Source organism: Streptomyces aureus (assembly GCF_001418135.1).
Taxonomy (GTDB): Bacteria; Actinomycetota; Actinomycetes; order Streptomycetales; family Streptomycetaceae; genus Streptomyces; species Streptomyces aureus_A.
Genome location: NZ_LIPQ01000360.1, coordinates 1 through 22,184 on the forward strand (window position 1 = coordinate 1; position 22,184 = coordinate 22,184).

14 protein-coding genes are annotated in these 22,184 nt (G+C 70.5%); 4 read left to right on the forward strand and 10 right to left on the reverse strand.

Going from position 1 to position 22,184, the window contains the following annotated elements:
• On the forward strand, positions 1-747 hold a 747-nt coding region (locus AOK00_RS27115), incomplete at its 5' end, for a lysyl oxidase family protein (protein WP_254047516.1).
• A gap of 125 nt (positions 748-872) precedes the next feature.
• Here the strand turns inward: AOK00_RS27115 and AOK00_RS27120 are convergent.
• Positions 873-2,066 carry a hypothetical protein gene (locus AOK00_RS27120; RefSeq protein WP_055602886.1) on the reverse strand — a complete coding sequence of 398 codons (1,194 nt, stop codon included), beginning with the start codon at positions 2,064-2,066 and terminating at the stop codon, positions 873-875.
• 89 nt (positions 2,067-2,155) lie between these two features.
• The gene (locus AOK00_RS27125; protein WP_254047517.1) at positions 2,156-3,505 is read right to left on the reverse strand and encodes a M64 family metallopeptidase; all 1,350 of its coding nucleotides are present in this window, start codon (positions 3,503-3,505) and stop codon (positions 2,156-2,158) included.
• Between the two features lie 138 nt (positions 3,506-3,643).
• Here AOK00_RS27125 and AOK00_RS27130 point away from each other — a divergent pair, with 138 nt between their 5' ends.
• Entirely contained in the window at positions 3,644-4,984 is a 1,341-nt protein-coding gene (locus AOK00_RS27130; protein WP_055602888.1) for a helix-turn-helix domain-containing protein, read from the forward strand.
• Between the two features lie 44 nt (positions 4,985-5,028).
• Here the strand turns inward: AOK00_RS27130 and AOK00_RS27135 are convergent, their stop codons facing one another.
• Complete coding sequence (locus AOK00_RS27135) at positions 5,029-6,339, reverse strand: DUF2254 domain-containing protein (protein ID WP_079042217.1); 1,311 nt, start codon at positions 6,337-6,339, stop codon at positions 5,029-5,031.
• A gap of 274 nt (positions 6,340-6,613) precedes the next feature.
• On the opposite strand from AOK00_RS27135, the gene AOK00_RS27140 reads away from it, so the two are divergent.
• A complete protein-coding gene (locus tag AOK00_RS27140; protein WP_055602889.1) occupies positions 6,614-8,455 on the forward strand; it encodes a glycoside hydrolase family 15 protein in 1,842 nt (613 codons plus the stop codon).
• A gap of 24 nt (positions 8,456-8,479) precedes the next feature.
• On the opposite strand, the gene AOK00_RS27145 is transcribed toward AOK00_RS27140, so the two are convergent.
• The 7 genes from AOK00_RS27145 to AOK00_RS37560 form a co-directional block, all read right to left on the reverse strand.
• Positions 8,480-10,264 carry a cation:proton antiporter gene (locus AOK00_RS27145; protein ID WP_055602890.1) on the reverse strand — a complete coding sequence of 595 codons (1,785 nt, stop codon included), beginning with the start codon at positions 10,262-10,264 and terminating at the stop codon, positions 8,480-8,482.
• A 60-nt stretch (positions 10,265-10,324) separates the two neighbouring features.
• Positions 10,325-11,383 (reverse strand): cytochrome d ubiquinol oxidase subunit II, encoded by a 1,059-nt coding sequence (locus tag AOK00_RS27150; protein ID WP_055602891.1) that lies wholly within the window; start codon positions 11,381-11,383, stop codon positions 10,325-10,327.
• A complete protein-coding gene (locus AOK00_RS27155) occupies positions 11,380-12,861 on the reverse strand; it encodes a cytochrome ubiquinol oxidase subunit I (protein WP_055602892.1) in 1,482 nt (493 codons plus the stop codon). Before AOK00_RS27155 ends, AOK00_RS27150 begins: the two co-directional genes overlap by 4 nt.
• A gap of 41 nt (positions 12,862-12,902) precedes the next feature.
• Positions 12,903-13,742, reverse strand: coding sequence for an SDR family oxidoreductase (locus tag AOK00_RS27160; protein ID WP_055602893.1), 840 nt, complete (start codon positions 13,740-13,742; stop codon positions 12,903-12,905).
• A 167-nt stretch (positions 13,743-13,909) separates the two neighbouring features.
• A complete protein-coding gene (locus AOK00_RS27165) occupies positions 13,910-15,490 on the reverse strand; it encodes a GMC oxidoreductase (RefSeq protein WP_055602901.1) in 1,581 nt (526 codons plus the stop codon).
• 205 nt (positions 15,491-15,695) lie between these two features.
• Positions 15,696-16,613: a cyclase family protein gene (locus AOK00_RS27170; RefSeq protein WP_055602902.1), complete on the reverse strand. Its 918-nt coding sequence runs from the start codon at positions 16,611-16,613 to the stop codon at positions 15,696-15,698.
• Positions 16,614-16,645: 32 nt separating this feature from the next.
• Positions 16,646-18,172, reverse strand: coding sequence for a gluconokinase, GntK/IdnK-type (locus AOK00_RS37560; protein WP_079042218.1), 1,527 nt, complete (start codon positions 18,170-18,172; stop codon positions 16,646-16,648).
• A 223-nt stretch (positions 18,173-18,395) separates the two neighbouring features.
• Here AOK00_RS37560 and AOK00_RS27180 point away from each other — a divergent pair, with 223 nt between their 5' ends.
• The gene (locus tag AOK00_RS27180; RefSeq protein ID WP_055602894.1) at positions 18,396-22,127 is read left to right on the forward strand and encodes a S8 family serine peptidase; all 3,732 of its coding nucleotides are present in this window, start codon (positions 18,396-18,398) and stop codon (positions 22,125-22,127) included.
• The last annotated feature ends 57 nt before the right edge of the window (positions 22,128-22,184 follow it).

The window sequence follows — 22,184 nt, forward strand, 5'->3', positions numbered from 1 at the left end:
GCCCTCGCCCCCCGGCCCGCCCGCCCCACCGGGACCCCGTCCGTGCCGAACGTCCCCAAGCCCGACCTGCGGTCCCTGCCGGCCTATGGCATCACCATCAGTGACGGCGGCCCCCAGGACATCCCCGGCAAGGACTACCTCGCCTTCAGCGCGAACGTCTGGAACGCCGGCCCGGCCCAGCTCGTCGTCGACGGCTTCCGCTCGCCCGGCAAGCCCACGATGGACGCCTACCAGTACTTCTACGACGCCCAGGGCAAGCAGGTCGGCTACACCCCCACCGGCACCATGGAGTGGGACCCGCGCCCCGGCCACGTGCACTGGCACTTCACCGACTTCGCCAGCTACCGGTTGCTGAAGGCCGACCAGAAGGAAGCCGTCCGCAGTGGCAAGGAGGCCTTCTGCCTCGCCAACACCGACGCCGTCGACTACACGGTGAAGAACGCCAACTGGCACCCGAACAACACCGACCTGTCCACCGCCTGCGGCCAGGAGAACTCCATCTCCGTCCGCGAGGTACTGGACGTCGGCTCCGGTGACACCTACACGCAGGACCTGCCGGGACAGTCCTTCGACATCACGGACCTGCCCAACGGCACCTACTACATCCAGGTCCTCGCCAACCCGGCCAAGCGGCTGAAGGAGACCAACCTCGCCAACAACAGCGCCCTGCGCAAGGTCGTCCTCGGCGGCACCCCCGGCCGGCGGACCGTCACCGTCCCCGCCCACGACCTCGTGAACGCGAACTGACACGCCGATCCCCGCGGTATCCGCCGAGCCGGCCCCACAGGGCCGGCTCGGTCGTCATGAGCAACCCCTGTGGGGCGCGGACCCCGGGGAGGTCGGAGCGTGACCGGTCCGTCCTCCCGCACATCTCACCGGTCGTGCGGACGCTGCTGGGCCTCCGTGTCCGGCGCTTGGGGGTTCGGGCCCCGGAAGCGGGCGAGTGTCTTCGTGAGGGTCTTCCAGGGCGAGGGATCCTCCTTGGCCGCCGCCGGTGATGCCGTCCGGGGGGCGCCGTCGCCGCTGTTCGCCTCGGCGAGGGCGTCGAGCGCCGACTCGGCGGCCTCCCGGTACAGGTCGCAGGATGCCGTCATGGCTTCGAGCGCCTTGGCGTACCTGGTGACCATGGCCCGGGCGTGCTCCAGTTCCTCGGCGGTGGTGAGCAGGTGCCAGCCCTGGCGCAACCGTGTCAGGACCTGTTCGGCGTCGGCCGGCATCGGCTGGGGCCGTGAGGCGAACTCCTCGATCTTGTCCAGCAGCTTGGTGGGTTCCGTGCCGTCCAGGAAGACATCGCGAATCGTGAAGTGCTCCGCGTCGTATTCGGGGGCCTGCGGTGTCGGGGGCAGGATGACGGCGCCGCCGCGCGGTATCCCCACACCCAGCTCACGCTTCATCACGAAGTCGGCGATCAGCGCCTGGTCCGGCGTGGCCCGGTGCTCGACCACCCGGTGCCGCAGGCTCGGCGGCAGGAACGCCGTGACCGGCCGGCGTCCCAGGGCGTCCGGCGTCATCGCCTCGTGCACCACGACATGGATGAACCAGCTCTGCCGGGTGCAGGCCCGCAGCAGGCGGCGCAGCTCGTCGTCGTCCTTCGGCAGGTGGTTCGTGGTCCGCAGACGCACGCCGGGCACCGACTCGTGGTCCCAGGCGACCTGGTCGCTGTCGGGCCAGAACACGGTGGCCGGTGAGGGCCAGCTCGCCTCCCACGCCCGCTCGGCCTCGGCGGCGAGGACCCAGGAGACCCCCTCGCTTCTGGCGCGGCGGGACTCGGGCTCGTACGTGGTCAGCTGTGCGCGCACCGTGACGTCGTCGGCCACACGCCAGCGGGCTTCGAAGAGTCGTCGGGCGGACGGGCCGGGGTCGGCGGACGCGTCCCGGGGGTACAGGTCGGTGGAACGCGCCGCCTCCACGGGGTCGAGGTCCAGGAAGTCGTCGATCACCCGGGCCGCCTTGAGAGCGAGCAGGTTGCGCCGGACGTCCCGCTCGGGCTCGGGCCCGAGGTGACGCCCACGCCCGAGCCAGGCGGTGTCGGGGACGGTGGTCGATGAAACGCTGTTCTTGGCCATGGAACCGTTCGGTGGGCGATCAGGGCCCGACCAGTATGGTCCGCAGCCCGCCCGAGGCAAGCGGTACCCCACCCGCGCCGCCGTGGCCGTCAGAGCCGGACCGTCCAGCTGACCGTGGACCTCATCGTCCGGGCGATGCCGCGGTCCCGTACCGAGGGCGTACGGTCCTCGGCCGTGAGGGACAGTGTGTGCCTCCGAAGGTCGAGCAGCCGCAGGGCCAGGTCGGACACCCGTACCTCGGTACGGCCCGCGAGAGACTTCATCTCCCGTCCGTCCAGATACCAGCGGATCGTGAGTTGACGCCCGTCCGCCCCTGTCAGCCGGGGTACGAGGGCCTTGGCGGTGTCGCCCGTGCGCAGCGTGCGATCGGAGGCCGTGACGGGGGAGGCGATGCGCGCCTCGCGGTAGAAGCCGGCGATCATCGCCTCCACTCCGGGCAGGTTGAAGGGCTTGCCGAGGGAGCGCATCAGGGAGTCCTCGGTGGGGCGCCGCAGCCCGGTGACGTAGTAGCCGCCGCCCTCGTACGTCCCGACGGTGCCGCCGTCGGGAGACTGCTCACCGAGCCAGCGGTGCCACTTGGTGCCCCGGTCGGCCATGTCGTCGGCGGTGAGGGTGGTGATGTTGGAGTCGGCGGGCTCGGGGCCCAGGTACCGCTCGTAGCCGGGGTAGTCGGGGTAGAAGTACTCGTCGGCGAGCTTGCCCAGGGAGTGGCCGGTCTCGTGGATCGCGACCTGGCCGGACTTCTCGTTGCCCGCCGAGGCCGTTGATATGCCCTCGTAGCCGAGGGTCTCGCTGGGCTCGTTGTAGCCCGCGCCGCCGTACTTGGTGCTGTTGGCGAGGACGAGCACCAGGTCGGCCTCCGGCGCCTTCGCGACGTATCCGTCGACCTTGTCCTGGTCGATGCAGAGCAGCCGCTCGATCTTGTCGCACCAGAAGTACGAGCCGAGGGCCGTGTCCCGGAGGGTGTCGGGAGAGGGGTCGCCGGAGACGCCGGACTGGTTCGAGACGGCGTCGACGGTCCAGACGTTGAAGAGGTTGCGGTAGGTGGCGTACGGCTCGACGGCCGTCAGCTCGGCCCATTTCCGCTGGGCGTCGGTGTGGAAGCGGGGCAGTTCGGCGACGGTGTAGCCGTCTCCGACGACGACGATGTCGAGCCGGTCGGCGGTCGGGCCGTTGTCGACCATCTTGGTCACCTCGCCGTCGGCGGCCGCTTCGGTCGACGTCAGGCGGGAGACCGTCCGGTTCCGGCCCTCCGGCGGTACACGCGTGTGACCGGAGCCGGCGAACGTCCCGTGTTCCGGCCCCGGTATCTCGACCTCGACACCGGCCGTGGCGGGTGCCGTCGGGTCCGCGGCGGCGCTGCCGGGTGCGGCGGCGAGTACGGCCGTGAGGGCGACGGCCGCTCCGACCGCCATGGCTCCGCGTCGTGCTGAACGCATGAAATCAGCCCCTTGCCAGGCGAGTTAAGTGCATCAATAAATGTGCTGAACGAGTCGCTTAACCTAGAGGGAGGGCGAGGGCGTGCGCAATGCCTACTGCTTCTGAATACTGGGCAGTTCACGAACCAGGGGGTCCACATGGACGATCCGGCCACGATCGGCCGCCGAGTGCAGCGGCTGCGTGCGCAACGCGGTCTGACACAGCGGCAGTTGGCTGAACCGTCGTACACCCCCGCGTACGTCTCGACGCTGGAGTCGGGCAAGGTCAGGCCCTCGGAGACCGCACTGCGCTTCCTGGCGGATCGGCTCGGTACGTCGTACGAGGAGCTCGCCACCGGCAGGCCCGCGCACCTCGCCACGGAGCTGAGGCTCGCTCTCGTCGACGCGCGCCGGCAGCTGGCCACCGGGACCGCGGAGGAGGCCGCCGCGCGCTACCGGCGCCTGCTCACCGACGCGGAGCAGCTCGGCCTCGTGGCCGAGCAGGCCGAGGCGCTGCTCGGACTCGGCGACTGTGCCCTGGAGACCGGTGAACTGGTCGACGCGGGACGGCACTTCCAGGCCGCAGAGCGGCTCCTCGCCGAAGAGCCGCTGCCCCGCCGCGCACGTGCGATCCGGGGCCGTGCCGTCGCGCACCTCCTGGCCGGCGAGCTGCGTTACGCCTGCTACCTCCTCGAGTCCACCATCGACGAGCTCGGCGCGAGCGGTCTGGCCGACCCCGAGGCGCTGGTCATCCTGTACGCCGCCGTGATCGGCCCGTACATGGACATGGGCGCCCACGCCCGTGCCGCGCACGCCGCCGAGCTCGCCCTGGCGCTGGCTCCGCAGGTCGACGACCCGGCGCTGGTGGCGGGCATGCACCGGCAGGTGGCCCGCACCTTCCTCGCCGAGGGGCGCACGGCGGACGCCGACGCCTCACTGGCCAAGGCGCAGGCGATCTACCAGCAGCTGAGCCTGCGGACCGATCTCGCGCACTGCCACTGGATGCGTGGGTACGTCCAGGCTCAGAACGGCGAACTGGCTTCAGCTGAAAAGGAGTTGCGTGCCGCCCGGGACATGCTGAGCGTCAGACGCGCGACGCTGTTCACCGCGCACGTGGAGGTGGAGCTGGCCGATGTCCTCCGGCGGCTCGGGCGGCACGGCGAGGCGTCGGACCTGCTCTCCGCGTTTCTTGAGCCGGGTGACCGGCACGGCGCGGTGCACGCGGGGGGTGCGCACAGACTGCTCGGGCTGATCGCCGAGGAGCGGGGGGACAGCGAGACCGCCGAGCAGCACTACGTCATGGCGCTTGGGCTGCTGGAGCGCAGCGGCGCGAGCGGCGACCTCGCCGATCTGTGCCGTCTGCTGGGTGACCTGCTGCGCCGCGGCGGCCGTACCGAGGCCGCGCTGGACGCGTACCGTACGGGGCTTGGCCACCGCTCACCACCTGGCACGACGACACTGGGGCCGGCTCCGACGCCAGTGGCGTTCCCGCGGTACTGACGGCCGGTTCGACCTGCCGGGGATGACGTCGCACACGGTCGGCGTCACGCGTCCGTGCCCCACGCCCCTCCAGGACTCTGCCGCCCGCCGATGCCCTGGTGATCGGCCTGCTCCGCGACGGCCCGGCGGGCCGGGTCGGTGAACTCGCGTTCGACCGTCTCCCGTAGAAGACGCGACTGCGTGCGCACGGCGGAGTGCTGCGATGGCGGCAGGGCGTCGAGCAGGCCGTCGAGCATGGCCCGGAGCCTCCGGCAGATCTGCACGGACGAGCCTCCGTAGTCACGGATCTCGCAGACGGCGAGTTCGAGGTAGTTGTCCCAGTCCCGGCCCGGGAGCACGAGCCGGGCGTCCCCGTCGCGGTCGGCCAGGACGTACCGTCCGGGGAGCCGCGTGTTTCCAACCGTGTGCAGGAAGCGCTCGATGTAGTTGATGACCTGCACCGCGGTCGTGGGGTCGTTCACCGCGGGCGAGAGGGCCCGGATCGCGATGTCGACGAGGACGCGGAGTGCGAAGGCGGGATCCTGTTCGATCGTGCGCTCGGCCCCGAGGGCGACAAGGCTGTTCACCCGCTCCGGGTCGGGCCTGGACGTGCCCCCGCGGACCTCCACCAGCACGGCACCGGGAGGTACGAAGTCCCCGATCAGCCGGGTCACGACGAAGACGCACCCGTGGCGGGCCGCCTCCGCGATCAGACCGGGTACGTCGAAGGCCTGAACGGCTCCGCCGCGGACCGTACGGATCTGCAGCACCGAACCGTCGGACGGTACGGCTCCGGCTCCGCGGGGCGCGGCGCCGCGGATCGCCGCGGCGCCGTCGGTGAAGACGGTCTCTCCCATGTGGGCGACCAACTCGGCGATGGCCACCGGCCGGAGGCTGTGGGTGAACCGGTTGAGATAGATGAGCAGGAGTACCAGGCTCACGGCCACCGCGGCGCCGGCCAGGGTGACCCCGAGGTCGGGGACCGATGCGGATTCGATGCTGCGCAGCAGGGAGAAGGCGAACGCGAACGTCCCGGTGAACGTCGCCAGAACCGCCTTCTGCAGCCGGTCCCGGTACCACAGGCGCATGTACCTGGGGGAGAGGGTTCCCGTGGCCTGCTGCACCACCAGCACGCCGATCGTGACGACGAACCCGAGCAGCGCCACCATCGCGCCCACGATGGCGGTGAGCACGCCGCTCGCGGTCGTGGCGGAGTAGTGCCAGCCGCTCGGCGGCCGGTCCGCGCTGTCGGCGGCGAGGGCGGCCTCGGCGAGAAGGGCGCCTAGGACGAGACCGATCATCGGCACGATCCACAGGCTGGCCTTGACGTACTGCCGCAACCGGAACCTGTCCGCCCAGGACGTCATGACACCCATGCCACGCTCCTTCGCGGGAGGAATCAGGTGCTCGTGAGGCAGGACGTGACGGCGGGCTCCCTCGAAGGATCCGCTCCACCTCACGGGATCCGCTCCACCTCACGGTAGGGCGATACCCGGACCCGCGCGCAGCGGCGGCGTCGTCACCCCGCGTCACCCTCTCGCCAGGACGGAGCGACACCGTCGGCCTAAGCTGATCGGGTGCCGTCCGGTCCACCTCACTCCGGCGCGCAGGCGCCCGCATGCGGTCGACCGGGGCTGAAAGGGGCCCGCGATGGAGGACTACCCCCTGATCGAGGACCACGGTCTGATCGGTGATCTGCAGACCGCGGCGCTCGTGACGACGGATGCGACGATCGACTGGTTCTGTTGCCCGCGATTCGATTCGCCCAGCGTCTTCGGCGCGCTGCTCGACCGGCGGAAGGGCGGCCACTTCACCGTGCGGCCGGCCGCCGACACGTACACGACCAAGCAGCTCTACCACCCGGACACGGCCGTCCTGGTGACGCGCTTCATGACGGAGGCCGGGGCGGGGGAGGTCGTCGACTTCATGCCGGTGACCGGAACCACCGCGACGGACCGGCATCGTCTCGTCCGCATGCTTCGCTGCGTACGCGGCAGCATGACGTTCGAAGGGGAGATCGCTCCGCGCTTCGACTACGGCCGCAAGCCGCACGAACTCCACATCTCCGAGCACGGCGCCCTGTTCACCTCGGAGGACCTGGACCTGGCCGTCCACGCCGTCCGTGAGCCGCAGGACGAGCGGCTGCTGAGCATCATCCCGGGAGACAGCGACGACCTGCGCTTCTCCCTGAGCCTGCGGGCGGGCCAACAGCGCGGCTGGGTCATGGAATCCGCCCCCGGTGGGCCCCCGCGTGAGATCCGTCCGGAGGAGTTCGAGCGCCTCTTCCACGAGACGGTCCGCTTCTGGCGCTCCTGGCTGGGACAGTCCACCTACTCCGGCCGCTGGCGGGAGGCGGTGGAACGTTCGGCCGTGACGCTGAAGCTCATGACCTACGCACCGACCGGCGCCCTGGTCGCGGCACCTACGGCGGGGCTCCCCGAACAACTGGGCGGGGAGCGCAACTGGGACTACCGGTTCACCTGGATCCGTGACGCGTCCTTCTCCGTGTACGCCCTGCTGGGCATGGGATTCAAGGAAGAGGCGTCCGCGTTCATCAACTGGCTGCACGACCGGGTGAAGCAGGAGGCCGGTCAGGACAACGCTTCGGGGCCGTTGAACATCATGTACCGGGTCGACGGCTCGGCCGATCTGGTCGAGGAGACCCTCGGCCACTGGGAGGGATACCGCGGCTCCGCACCGGTCCGCATCGGCAACGGAGCGGCGACCCAGCTCCAGCTGGACATCTACGGCGAGGCGCTCGACAGCATCTATTTCGCGCACGAGCACGGCATGCATCTCGACCACGGTGGCTGGAAGGCCCTGCACACCCTGCTCGACTGGTTGGTCGATCACTGGGACCAGCCCGGCGAAGGGCTCTGGGAGACGCGCGGGGGCCGGAAGGACTTCACCTACGGTCGCGTGATGTCCTGGGTGGCCTTCGACCGTGCCCTGCGGATCGCCCACGACGACGGCCGTCCCGCGGCCGGCGGACGCTGGGTCGACGCGCGGGACGAGATCTACGCACAGGTGTACGACCGTGGCTGGGACCCGGGGAAGCGGGCTTTCGTGCAGCACTACGGCGACGACGTGCTCGACTCCTCGCTGCTGCGCATGCCGACGGTCGGCTTCATCACCCCCGACGACCCGATGTGGAAGTCCACTCTGAACGCGATGGAACGTGAGCTGGTCAGCGACAGCCTCGTCTACCGCTACAACCCCGAGGCGTCGCCCGACGGGCTGCGCGGCTCCGAGGGAACCTTCTCCCTGTGCACGTTCATGTACGTCGACGCCCTGGCCCGGGCCGGACGCACCGACATGGCCAGACTGGTGCTGGAGAAGATGCTCACGTACGCCAACCATCTGGGGCTCTACTCGGAGGAGATCGACCTGACGGGAAGGCAGTTGGGCAACTTCCCGCAGGCTTTCACGCACCTGGCGCTGATCGACGCGGCGATCACCCTGGACGCGATGCTGCGGGGTGACGGTACGTAGGCCGCGGAGCCGCGGAGCGAGGTCTCAGAGCGGGGGAGCGGTCGTCGTGGTCGGCGCGGGCCCGAGGAGGACGACGGTGTCACCTTCCTGGGGCACGGTCTTCCGTCTTTCCGTGACGGGGTCCAGCCGGTGGTCCGCCCGCACCACGAAGAGCGTGTCGTACTCCGGCGGCAGCGGGGCGGCGGCCGGCTGAACCAGGAACCGGGCGCCCCGTCCGTAGCGCTCCGCGAGGACGTGCCGGACCAGGGAGTGGCCGAAGAGGATGTCGCCGCCGGTGTACGGAGCGACCACACCGTGGCTGTCGTGCGGTGGCCCCACCCGGTAGACGGGACCCTCGACGTTGTCCTGCATCACGATGGAGGCGAGCGCGTTGAAGTCGTCGTCGTCGGTGGCCAGGAAGACGGCCGTGACGCCCTCCAGACGAGCGCCGGGATTGATGGCGGTGGCCAGCAGATCGCCCTTGGCCAGCTCAAGGCCCGCCCGCTTGATCTGTTCCCTTTCCTCGTCCAGTCCCGCCCACATCAGCACGTCGAGGCCGGCGGACCGCAGGGCCCTGCCCAGGTCGACCACCCACGGCTCGCCACCCACCAGGAGGACACGGACGCCCTCCTCCTTGACGACCCCCAGCCGTCTGGCCACCGGCGCCGCCGTCAGCGCGTAGAGCAGAACGGTCCCCACGATCACCAGGAAGGTGACGGGGAGGACCTTCGCCGCCCCGGGCACTCCCCGTTCCACCAGGCCGGCGGAGAAGGCGGAGGCCGTCGCCGCCGCGACGATCCCGCGTGGGTCCATCCATCCGACGAAGGCGCGCTCGCCGCGTGACAGGTCCGTGCGTGCCGCGGCGCCGAAGGCCACGACAGGGCGGACCACCAGGACGAGGATCGCGATCAGGCCGAGCGCGGGAAGCAGCACCGGCACCAGGGACGCCGGGGTGACGGTCGAGGAGATGGAGACGAACAGCAGTCCGATGATCAGCTGGACCAGGGTCTCCAGGAAGGGGCGGCGCGCGGGCATGTCGAAACCACGGATGTTGGAGACGGCGAGGCCCGCCACGATCGCGGCGATGAGCCCCGTGTCGTCCCGCACGATGTCACAGCCCGCCGACACACCGATCACGATGGCGAGCTGCGCCAGTGTTCCCAGGGTCTCGCCGAGCCGCAGGGTGCGCAGGGTGAACCACAGCAGGGCGATCGCCACGACCCCGCCCGCCAGCCCGAAGGCGAGGCTGAGCATGAACTGGCCCAACTGGTAACCCCGGCCGATGTCGATTCGGTGCGACGAGGCGACCGCGTGGAAGGTGAGCGCGCCGAGGATGGCGCCGATCGGGTCGGTCAGGGTTCCTTCCCAGATCAGGATGCGCCGCACCTTGTCGCTCGGCCGTACGAAGTCGAGGATCGGCCCCACGACGGTGGGCCCGGAGACGACGAGGATCATGCCGAGCATCGCGGCCACGCGCAGGGGCATGTCGAACAGCGCCGGCGCCACCGTCCCGGTGACGAGGAAGGTGAGCAGCACGCCGTACACGAGCAGCCTCCCCACGATTCCTCGGGTGTGGCGGGCCAGCTTGCGCAGGTCGAGTCCCAGACCGGCGTCGTAGAGGATCACCGCGACGGACAGCGACACGATCGCGGAGAAGTCCGGGCCCAGCAGCTTGTCCGGGTGGATGACGTCGGTCATCGCGCCGGCGGCGAACCCGACGGGAAGCAGGATGATGAGGGCGGGGACGCGCAGCTTGCTCGCCAGGATCTGCGAACCGGTGGCGAGCACCACCGTCAAGGCGAGTCCGAGAAGGATCTCGTCGTCGGTCACAGCGGCTTCCTTCCTCTGAATCCGGTCGTGGGGGCGTCCAGAACGCAGGTGAACGGGCGATCAGAGGTCGGGTGCCGCACCGTCACCCGTGATACCGCTCCCCCTGCGCAGTTCGGCGTCGGTGAGCTCTTCGAGCTCACCGTGGCTGTCGAGCCAGTAGAGGAGGACCACGGCCGGCACGACGAGCAGCAGGGCCACCAGGGTGACGACCGCCAGCCACGTCAGCGTGGCGGGCGAGCCCGCGGCGTCGGCCACGGTCAGCGAGGTGGGAAGCAGATAGGGGCGCTGGGCCATCCCCCAGGCGATGACGGCCGACGCGACGACACCGATCGCCGTGACACGCGTCCAGATGCTCGGGGGCCGCAGAAGCATCACCAGGGTGGCGAGGGCGGCTGCCCCGGCCACGACGACGAAGAGCAACCCCAGGCCGTGGGTGAGTCCGTGCCACACGTAGGGGGCGTCCTCGTGGGTGACGAACCCGGTGACCACCGCGAGGACGGTGAGTGCGGCGAGTCCGCACAGCGCCCGCCGCCTGAAGTAGCCGACCAGATCGGGCGCGTCGAACCTGCGGGCGTCGCCGGTCAGGAACACCGCGCCGAGGAAGGCCGTGGTCGCGACGGCGACGAGCCCGAACACGAGGGAGGTGGGGCTGGTCCAGATGTCGGCCGAGGCCTCGGTGCCGGGAGCGACGCGTTCCGAAGCGACGCCGCCGACGGCGGCACCGAGGAAGAACGGCGTGACGAGCGAGGCCGTGGCGAACACGGCGCCGTACAGACGCCGGCCGGCGAGCCGGCGGGAGGGCTTGCGGAGCGCGAATCCGGCACCCCGCAGGACCATGCCCACGACGGCCAGGGCCAGCGGGAGCCACATCGCGGAGAACACGGTCTGGAACAGGACGGGGAAGCCGGTCCACATGACGACGAGAACGAAGATCAGCCAGACGTTGTTGACCTCCCATACGGGAGCCATGGCGTGGTCGATGAGCCACCGGGGGCGCCGACCGCGTTCCGTCCCTCCGGCGGTCAGATCCCAGAAGCCGGCCCCGTAGTCCGTGCCACCGGCGCAGGCGTACGCGGTCACGGCCAGGAGCAGGACCACGGCGATGAGGTCGGCCGTCACAAGCGGTCACCCCCGTGCCGGCCGGCACCGTCTCCGGCGGGAGGGACGTCTCCCACGGGAAGGGGAGCTCGCGGCCCGTAGGGCAGGTCGTCCTCCGGCGGACGGCCCGTACCCGCCGCGTCCTGCTGCCGGTCGGCGAGGCGCCACCGCGTGCGCATCTTCAGCAGGACCACGAGGAACGAGCCGAAGAGGAACACGTACACGACCATCACCACAGCGAGCATGATCCACAGGGTGGTGGAGCGAGTCGACGTCACCGCCTCGGCGACCCGCATGTTCTGGTACACGATCCAGGGCTGGCGTCCCACCTCGGTGGCGATCCAGCCGCACTCGACGGCCACCACGGAGGCCACGCCAGCACAGGCCGCAGATCGGTAGAACCACGCCGAGGCGGGCAGCCGGCGGTGCCGCAACCAGACGAACCCGTACCAGAGGGCGAGCAGCACCAGCGCGGATCCGATCAGAACCATGATGTCGAAGGCCCAGTGGGCGATGGTCGCCTGCGTCGCGGTGGGGCGCTGGTCCGCCGGGACGGACGTCAGTCCCACCACCTCGGTGTCCGGACTGAACCCGGCCAGCACCGAGTCGAGCAAGGGGATCTTGATGCCGCCCGAGACGGTGCCGTCCTCGTTCAGGCGCCCGAAGAGGTACTCCGGCACCCGGGTGTCGGTCTTCCAGACGATCTCCATCGCGGCGAACTTCACCGGCTGCTTGTGGAACACCGACCGGGCGATGGAGTCGCCGAGGACGAACTGCACCGGGGTGGCGACGGCGGCGATGGTGAACGGAACGGCGAAGCCCAGCCGGTGGTAGTGGTCCCGGCGGCCGCGCAGCCAGCCCATCGCGTAGACCCCGGCCACCACGAAGCCCGCGGTGAGAACCATCGCCACGACGAAGTGCCAGTACTGCGGACCGAACATAGGTGTGAAGATCGCCTTCCAGACGTTCACGTCGACCGGGTCGCCCCGGGAGTCGAGCGAGAAGCCCTGCGGCGTGTTCATCCAGGAGTTGGCGGCCAGAATGCCGAACGCTCCGAGCAGTGCGGCGAACGGCAGGGGCAGCCCGAGGAGGAAGTGTGTCCGCGGCTTCAGCCGCCGCCATCCGTACAGGTAGATGGCGATGAGCACGGCCTCCAGGAAGAACGCCCAGGCCTCGACGCCGAATCCGATGCCGAAGACATCACCCCACCGCCCCATCAGGCCGGGCCAGAGCAGACCGAACTCGAACGAGAGCACCGTGCCGGTGACGATGCCGAGCGCGAACTGCACGGCCATGACGGCCGACCAGCGCCGCGCCAGGAGCAGTGCCGTGGCGTCCTTGCGGCGCAGCCCTCGGTAGTGCATGACCAGGGTGATGAAGGGGAAGGCCACGCCGAGCGGTACCAGGATGATGTGAGAGGCCAGGGTGAAGGCCATGAGTTCCCGGGCCGGCAGGAGCTGGGCCGGGGCATCCGCCAGCAGGTGGAGCGAGGTGGACATGCAAGCCTTCGCTGTTCGTGGACGTCACGGGCCGGGGACGGTCATCCGCCCGTGGCGAAGCCCGGGAAGAGGGTCATGCCGCCGTCGACGTACAAGGTGGTTCCCACCACGTAGTCCATGAGGTCGGAGGCGAGCGCGACGACGGCGTTCGCGATGTCCTCGGGATCGCCGATGCGGTCGTACGGAATGAGCCGCAGGAGATCCTCCCGCGCTTCCGGCGTCTCCCAGGCCGCGCGGTTGATCGGCGTCCTGATCGCCCCCGGCGCGACCGCGTTCACCCGGATCTTCTCGGGTGCCAGCTCCTGGGCCAGGGTCTGCATCATCATCTGGACGCCGCCCTTGGAGGACGCGTAGTTGACGTGGCCCGACCACGGGATGAGCTGGTGCACCGAACTCATGCAGATGATCTTCCCGGCTGAGCGGGAGACCTCGGGGACCACGCCCCGGCGCCGGAACTCCCTGGTCGCCTCCCGGGCGCACAGGAACTGACCGGTGAGATTGACGTCGATGACCTTCTGCCACTGAGCGAGCGTCATCTCCGTGAGCCGGGCGTCCCGCTGCAGTCCCGCGTTGGCCACGAGAACGTCGATGGTGCCGAACTCCTGGACCATCCGGTCCATCATGGCGACGACCTGGTCCTCCTGGGACACGTCGGCCTCGTACGCCGCGGCGCGCACCCCGAACGAGGCGATCTCCGCCACCACCTCCTCGGCGGCCTCACGCCCCGCCACGTAGTTCACGACCACGTCGGCACCAGCTCGGCCCAGGCCGATGGCCGTGGCCTTGCCGATGCCCGAATTGGCACCGGTGACCAGAGCCTTCTGGCCGTGCAGCAAGCGCGCCGGGTTCACATCCCGCGGTGCCTCCACAGTGGAATCCATTCCCTGCCTCCTCGCTCCGCGACCGCCCTGGGCCCGGGGCCGGCGCGGCCGGGCATCTCACGCAATCACCCGATGAGGCGGTCGGCATCTCCTCCACATCGCCTTTGGGCCGTTGAGGCCAACGTCTTCGTCCGGACGGATCACGAGCAGGCCCGGCCGCGCCGGTCTCAACCCAGCCGGGCCACGAGGTGGTCCCCGACCCGCAGGGCGTTGGCGATGGCCGTCAAGGACGGGTTGACCGCGCCGATGCTCGGGAAGAAGCTCGTGTCGACGACGTACAGGTTGTCGAGGTCGTGCGCCTTGCAGTTCACGTCCAGCGCGGAGGCGGCGGGATCGGTGCCGAAGCGAACGGTGCCCGCCTGGTGCGCCGTCGCACCGATCGGCATGCCCTTGTGCAGGTAGATGCTGCGGGACAGCAGATGGTGCTCGTGCATGCCGAGGTGGCCCAGCATTCCCTGCAGCTTGTGCCTCAACCGCTTCAGACCTTCGACGTTGTTCTTCTCGTCGAGCGTGAGACGGATACGGGCGTCGCCGTCGAGAGTGACCCGGTTGTCGGGCAGAGGGAGATCCTCACCGCACAGCCAGAAGTCGACGGCGTGATGCGCCAGCACCTCGAAGGGCATGTCGGGTGTCACCGCACCGGCCCATCGGGGGGCCTCGCCGTGGATCTGCTGGGCGTCCGACTTGCCCAGCATCTGGATGCCGCCCAGCGGGAAGTCCCAGTCGTCCGCGCCGAGGTACCAGTCGTTGACGGCGAGGGTCTTCTGGAACCGGGTGTCATTGGGTTCCTTCGACACCGCCATCAGAGCGAGGTTGTTGTGCCGCATGTAGAAGCGGCCGACCACGTCCGAACTGTTGGCGAGGCCACGGGGGTGGTGTTCGTTCGCCGAGGCCAGCAGCAGCGCCGCGGAGTTGACCGCCCCGCAGGAGACGACCACCATGTCCGCCGAGTAGCGGACCTCGGAACCGTCCGCCAGCCGGCCGACGACCGCGCTGACCCTGCGTCCCCGGGCATCCGTCTCCAGACGGACCACCTGGGTGTGCGTGACCATCTCGACGTTCGGGTGCTCCAGGGCCGGTTCCACACAGATCACCTCGGCGTCGGACTTCCCGCGCACCAGACACGGAAAGCCGTCGACCCGGTCGCACCGGATGCAGACGCTGGAGTGGGTGGCCCGCCCGCCGTTCTCCTGGCTCAGGTCGACGCCGATCGGCAGGTGGAACGGATGCAGGCCACGCCGCTCGAGATCGTCGCTCAGCTGCTGGATGCGCGGCTCGTGCTCCACCGGCGGATGGGCGTACTGCGCGCTCACCGGGCCTTCGCCGGGATCCTCGCCGTGCCGTCCGTGGACGAGGTAGAGGTGCTCGGCCTGCGTGTAGTACGGCTCCAGGTCCTCGTACCGGAGCGGCCAGGCGGGGGAGATGCCGCCGTGATGACGGATCTCGCCGAAGTCCTCGGGACGCAGCCGGAAGAGGGCGGCCCCGTAGAACTTGGTGTTGCCGCCGACGTAGTAGTTGACCTCGGGTGGGAACTCGTCGCCGTTCCTGTCGAGCCAGAACTCCGGCGCACGGTACTTGCCCCTGACGAACACGGCCGTCGAGTCCCAGTTGTCCCGCTCACGCGGAAGGTGGCCGCCGCGTTCGACGAGGAGGACGCGCTTGCCGGACGGGGCGAGCCGATGGGCGAGCGTGCCTCCGCCGGCGCCGGTGCCGATGATGATGACGTCGTAGTGAGGGGTGTCGCCCACGGCGACCACCGTCCTTGGAATCACGGCCCCGACCTGCTGTCAGGCACCTGGCACCCCACGGGGCGAGGGTCCGGCGGCCCCACCTCTCTCGAAAGTAGCCGCCGTCCTCGTGGACGGCGACCGGAGCGACCGGAGCGGGGTCCCCGGAGCGAGCAGGCCTTTTCCACGGCACCGCGTCGGGCCCCGGCATCAGGCCTGTTCACTTTCACAGCACCGCTACGGGGTTCACGGGCGACCCCGTGGCTCCGGTCAGCCGCAGGGGGGCGACCACACAGAGGAAGCTCCAGCGCCCGGCCTTCGCGCAGACCGGGACGAGGTCCTCGAACCGCAGGTAGTCCATGAGAGGGACCCCCATGGCGTGGATGGCCAGGACGTGTACGGGGAAGGCGATGCCGTCCACGCCGCCGGGCGCGGTGTCGTTGTTGCCGTCTCCGCCCAGAGCGGAGACCTCGCGCTCGGCCAGGAACTCCACGGCGGTCGGGTGAAGACCCACCCGCGCCCTTGCCGAGTCCCACGGCCCGAGTTCGGTGCGCCGAAGGCGATGCCCCACCCTGACGAACAGCAGGTCGCCCGGTCCGACACGGACCCCCTGCGTGGCCTCGGCGGCCCTCAGGTCGCCAGGGGTCACATGGTCGCCCGGTTCCAGCCAGGGCACGCCTCGCAGCCGTGGGATGTCCAGCAGGACGCCCCGGCCGACGATGCCGTTCCCGAACAGGTCGACGGAGAGCCGACGGGCACCCCCGGCCGTCAGGGTGCTCGCGGGTACCCCGCCGTAGAGCTCCCCGTCGAACACCACATGACAGAGGGCGTCGAGATGGCTGTCGGCGTCGCCGTGCACGTTCATGGCGAAGCGGTCGGTGGCGAAGTGGAGCGCGTCGGAGCCGAGCTCGCGCGGGCTCGGGCCCGTCATGCGGTGCACCGCGGGCTCAGGGTCGTCGGGGCCCGGCACGGTCTCGATGGGAGCCGCCATCGACACGGTGTGTCCGAGACGGACCTCCGAGGCCGCCGCCGCCACCCGCTCAGGTGTCAGATGGCGGAGTGCCCCACACCGGCCGTCCACCGCCGGCGGCGCCGCCCGGTTCCGGAGCCGCTCGTAGAGCGCCCGGAAGTCGTGCGCGGTCATGTCGCCCGTCCCCGACGGCTCCACGGACGGGGTCACGAGTACCCCCAGGGGCTCAGGCCCCAGCGGAGCACGTGGGTCGCGCCCGGCTGCAGGACGGCGAGGTCTGTTCCGCTCCGGAAGGCGTCCGGGGGACAGGACATCGCCTCCACGGCGACTCCCCGTCGTCGCCGCTCGGGTTCGGCCAGGGTGTCGCCCGTGTACACCTGCACCCAGCGGGTGCCGTCGCCGAGCCGGAGATCGACGCCGTGGAGTCCGGAGGGGTGCGCCAGCCGCACGACCGCCCGCCCGTCGGGATCGCGGTCGAGTCCGGTGAAGGCGGTGTCCAGCCGCAGGTCGCCGATGGGGCGGGCGGTGCGGAAGTCGTACGGGGTGCCCTCGACGGGCTCCTGGCCGATGGGCAGGCCCCTCTCGTCGGTACGCAGCAGACTCCGCGCCGGAACGGTCAGCACGACGCTGTCGACGAGATCGGTACCGACCGTCAGGTAGGGATGCTGGCCCACACCGTAAGGCGCGGGCTCGGTACCGGCGTTGGTGGCCCGGACCGTGGTACTGAGTCCTTCGGCCCCCAGCCGGTACTCGACACGGACATCGAGGAGGAACGGATACCCGGGCTGGGGACAGAGCGTGGTGCCGAGCATCACCGTGTCCTCGGTGCGGGCGAGCAGCTCCCACAGGGTCCAGCGAAGCAGTCCGTGGATCGCGTTGTCCTTCTCCACCTCGGTCAGGGGGAGCTGCAGGTCCCTGCCGTCGAAGCGGTAGCGCCCGCCGCCCACGCGGTTCGGCCAGGGGACGAGCAGTTGCCCGCGCCCACCCGTGATGGCGGACCCCGTGGAGAACCCGTCGAGCAGCGGTCGGCCGTTCACGACGTAGTCGCGCAGAGCGCCGCCCAGCCGGACCACTTCCGCGCTCTGCTCTCCCCGGACCAACCGCCACGACCCGCCCGTGGGGCCGGGGGACGCGGAAGAGCCGTCGCGCACGGCGGTGCGGAAGGGCCGCTCCGTGCCCGGCCCTTCCGCCGGTCCGGCAGAGGATTCCCCGCGCATCAGCGACAGCACGGCCGTGACGACGGCCTCCGGAGACTGGTCGATCTCCACCACCAACGGGTGCTCGTCGGGCTCCGGCTCCTGGAGGGCGGCGAGCTGGCTGTCCAGCAGGCCCGCGGGGAAGAAGTGACCGTCGCGCGCGGCCAGCCGGGACTCCAGGAGCTCGCGCGAGCCGTGCAGGTACACCAGAACAGTGTCGGGACGCCCTGCCAGCAGCGTGTCCCGGTACTGACGCTTGAGCGCCGAGCAGGCGACGACGGCCCGTCGGCCGGCCGCGGTCGCCCGGTCCATCCAGTCCCCGATCGCCTTGAGCCACGGCTCCCGGTCGCTGTCCGTGAGGGCATGGCCGACGGCCATCTTGGCGCGGCCGGCCGCGGAGTGGAACTCGTCCGCGTCCCGGTACGCCCAGCCCAGCCGCTCGGCGAGAAGACGCCCCACCGTCGACTTGCCCGACCCGGCGACGCCGACGACGAGAACCAGCCGCGGCGACTCACCTGTCGCTTCTTCGCGAGCCATGGTCTGACAGGCTCCTCCACGTCGTCTGCCCGCCGAGGCGTCTCCGTCCGGCGGCTCTCTCCAATCTGACCCCCGTCGTCCCGCGGCGCACGTCGGTACCCGCGGCCTGCCACGTCTTTCCGCCCGGAATCGCGCGTTTCACGACTGACAAGCCTTTGCCATGGCGAGGACTTGCCGTCGTGCGGCCTTCACGGCGGTGTTCACCGGTCGATAGACCCATGCCATGGACTCCCCTTCTCATTTCTCCGCCTCCCGGCGTGGGCGCCGGCAGCTGATCGCGGCGGCCGCCGTGGTGCCCCTGCTGACCTCGGGGCTCTTCGCGCTGCAGGCACCCGCGCAAGCCGCTCCGGACAGGCCCGCCGTCCCCGCCAAGCCCTCGGCGACCCACAAGGTCACCCTGGTCACCGGCGACGTCGTCACGGTCACCACGACCGCCGACGGCAAGCAGATCGCCGACGTCGACCGGCCCGACAACGCCGTCGGCGGCGTGAAACTCCAGGAGGTCAAGGGCGACTTGTTCGTCATCCCGGACGAGGCGGCGCCCCTGCTGGGAACGGACAAAGTGGACCGGCGGCTGTTCAACGTCACCGACCTGATCGAGATGGGGTACGACGACGCGAAGTCGGCCGCCGTACCGCTGATCGCGACGTACACCCAACCGAAGTCCCGCGCGGCCGTCGAGCCCACGGCCCCCCGGGGCAGCAGGCTGACCCGAAAGCTCAAGGGCATCCGAGGCGCCGCGCTCACCACCGAGAAGCGGCAGACCCGCACCTTCTGGAACACCGTCGCGCCGCAGGGCAGCCCGTCGCTCGGCGCGGGCGTGGCGAAACTGTGGCTCGACGGTCGCGTCAAGGCCAGTCTGAAGGAGAGCGTGCCGCTCATCGGCGCGCCCGAGGCCTGGGCGGCCGGCTACGACGGAAAAGGCGTCAAGGTCGCCGTGCTCGACACCGGCATCGACGTCAACCACCCCGACTTCGCCGGCCTGATCGACGGCACGGCGAGCTTCGTGCCGGGTGAGGCCGTCACCGACGTCAACGGACACGGCTCGCATGTCGCCGGCACGATCGTCGGTTCGGGCGCCGCCTCCGGGGGCGGCAACAAGGGCGTCGCCCCCGGCGCCGACCTGTACGTCGGCAAGGTGCTCGGCGGTGCCGACGGACACGGCCAGGACTCCTGGGTCATGGCCGGCATGCAGTGGGCCGCCGAGTCCGGTGCCGACGTCGTCAACATGAGCCTCGGCGACTCCTACCCGACCGACGGCAGCGACCCGATGTCGCAGACGGTCGACGCGCTCTCCGCGCAGTACGGCACGCTGTTCGTCATCGCCGCAGGCAACTCCGGACCGGAGAGCATCTCCGCCCCGGGCGCGGCCGCGTCGGCGCTGACCGTGGCCGCCACGGACAAGCAGGACCGGCTCGCGTCCTTCTCCAGCACCGGCCCGCTGGCCTGGTCCGGCGGCATGAAGCCGGACATCGCGGCGCCCGGCGTGGACATCACCGCGGCCCGCTCGCAGGAGATGACCGGCGGTGGTGAAGGCCTGTACCGCACCATCAGCGGTACGTCGATGGCCACCCCGCACGTCGCGGGTGCGGCGGCGCTCCTGGCCCAGCAGCACCCGGACTGGACCGGCGCGCAGCTCAAGGAGCACCTGACGAGCACCGCGAAGGGCCTGGACGGCGGGTACTCGCCGTACGAGGTCGGCACCGGCCGTCTCGACGTGGCCGCCGCCGTGCGGACCACGGTCCGGGCGACCGGGTCGCTCTTCTTCGGCAACCACACCTGGCCGCACGACCCGGGTGAGGTCGCCGTCACGAAGGACCTGACCTTCACGAACGCCGGTCCCGCCGACGTCACGCTGAACCTGGCGCTGACCGACGACGGGCCGTTCACGCTGGGAGCGGCCCAGGTGACCGTCCCCGCGGGCGGCACGGCCGCGGTCCCCGTCACCGGTGACCCGCGGGCCGCCTCGGCAGGCCGTCACACCGGCTACGTGACGGCCACCGACGCGGCCACCGGTCACCCGGTGACCCGCACCTCCGTGGCACTGCTCAAGGAGGAGGAGCGGTACGACCTGAACATCAAGCTGGTCGGACGGGACGGCAAGCCCGGCGCGGGCTGGGTCACGGTCAACCTGGCCGGCGACTTCTGGCCGTGGCAGGTCTACGTCGACGGCTCGACCACCATGCGCATGGCACCCGGTCTGTACACCGTCGCGGGGTACCTCGACGTCGCCGGAGAGAAGGCGGACCGCTCGGGTCTGGCCGTCCTGGTCGACCCGGAGACCGTGCTCAAGGACGGCTCCGCGGACGTCGTGCTGGACGCGAGCAAGGCACGCCTCCTCCAGACCGAGGCGCCGCAGCGCACCGAGGACCGCCAGCGCAAGGTCGACTTCAACGTCCACTACGACGGCCTCGACCCGTACATGGACTACCGCAGCGCGTACGTGCTGCCGCCGACGTACGACGACGTCTACGTCGCGCCGACGGAGGCGATGAAGCAGGGCGAGTTCATGCTGGTCACCCGCTGGCGCAAGGGCGAGCCGCAGCTCGGCCTGAGCACGCCGGGCGGCCGACTCCAGTTCGAGGCGCGGGTACAGGCGGGCAGCGCACTGGGCACCGGCACGGAGACGCTGCACGCCGTGTACGCGGGCAACGGCGCGGCGGCCGCCTACGAGAAGATCACGGCCGAGGGCCGGATCGTCGTCGTCGAGCGGAGTGACGAGGTCTCGCCGCAGGAGCGCACCGAGGCCGCGGTCGCGGCCGGCGCCAAGGCGCTGATCGTGGTCAACGACGGCGTCGGTGGCCTGATGGAGTACGTCGGCGCGTCGGCCATCCCGGTCGCCACCGTGCACCGCGACGCGGGCAAGGGCCTTGTCGCGATGGCCACGTCAGGCCACCTCAAGCTGACAGTGAAGCAGACCGAGTACACGCCGTTCGTCTACGACCTGACCCGGAACTACCCCGGCCAGGTGCCGGACCGGGCCCTGGTCTACAAGCCGAGCAAGGGTGACCTCGCCCGGATCGACGCCCGCTACTACGCGGCGGCGGGCGGCCGGCTCGCGGAAGGCTACCGGTCCGACTTCACCCTCAGCCCGTCGTTCAACATGCCCGAGCTCGAGTGGCACCCGGGCACCCGCACGGAGTGGGTGACCCCGGGCCAGGTCTGGAGGGAGTTCCACACGCAGGGCGTCGACCGACCGCTGCCGTGGTCGATGGTGTCGGGGGACAACACGTACACCAAGGGCAGCACCACACGCCTGGACTGGTTCGCCCCGGCGATCCGGCCCGCCCAGAGCGAGTCCTTCGGCGTGTACAACTCCCGCTGGCAGAACTACATGACCTGGAACGTGCAGGCGTGGGCCTCCGCCAGCGACACCATGCGTCTCGGCGGCTACCTCCCATGGGGCGAGACGCCGTCCCACCTGCAGATCTTCCAGGGCGACACGCTGATCCACGACAACCCCGTCAGCGGAGACATGCAATGGGTGGAGGTGCCGGCGGGCAACCGTCCCTACCGCGCCGTCCTCGACGTGGCACGGCCCGGTGACGTCTTCCGGCTGTCGACGCGTACCCACACCGAATGGACTTTCCTCTCCGACACCGTCGACTCGGACTTCTTCGAGCCGTTCTCGGTGCTGAACCTGGACTACAGGCTGGAGACGGACCTGCACGGCGACGTCAAGGCCGACGCGACCCAGAAGATCACGCTCAAGCCGGTGTCCATGGACCTCGGGACCGTGCCGGGAACCGTCACCAGGGTGACGCTGGACGTCTCGTACGACGACGGCGCCGGCTGGCAGAAGGTGACCTTGGCCAAGCGGGCCGACGGCACCTGGACGGGTTCGTTCAGGACGCCCAGGAAGCCCGGTGGCTTCGTCTCGCTCCGCGCGAGCGCCGGGACGGACAGCGGCTTCGGCGTCAGCAACGAGATCATCCGGGCGTACGGCCTGCGATGAACCGCACCGTCGGGCCCCGGGGCGGCGACGCCCCGGGGCCCCTCCGCACAGACCCGC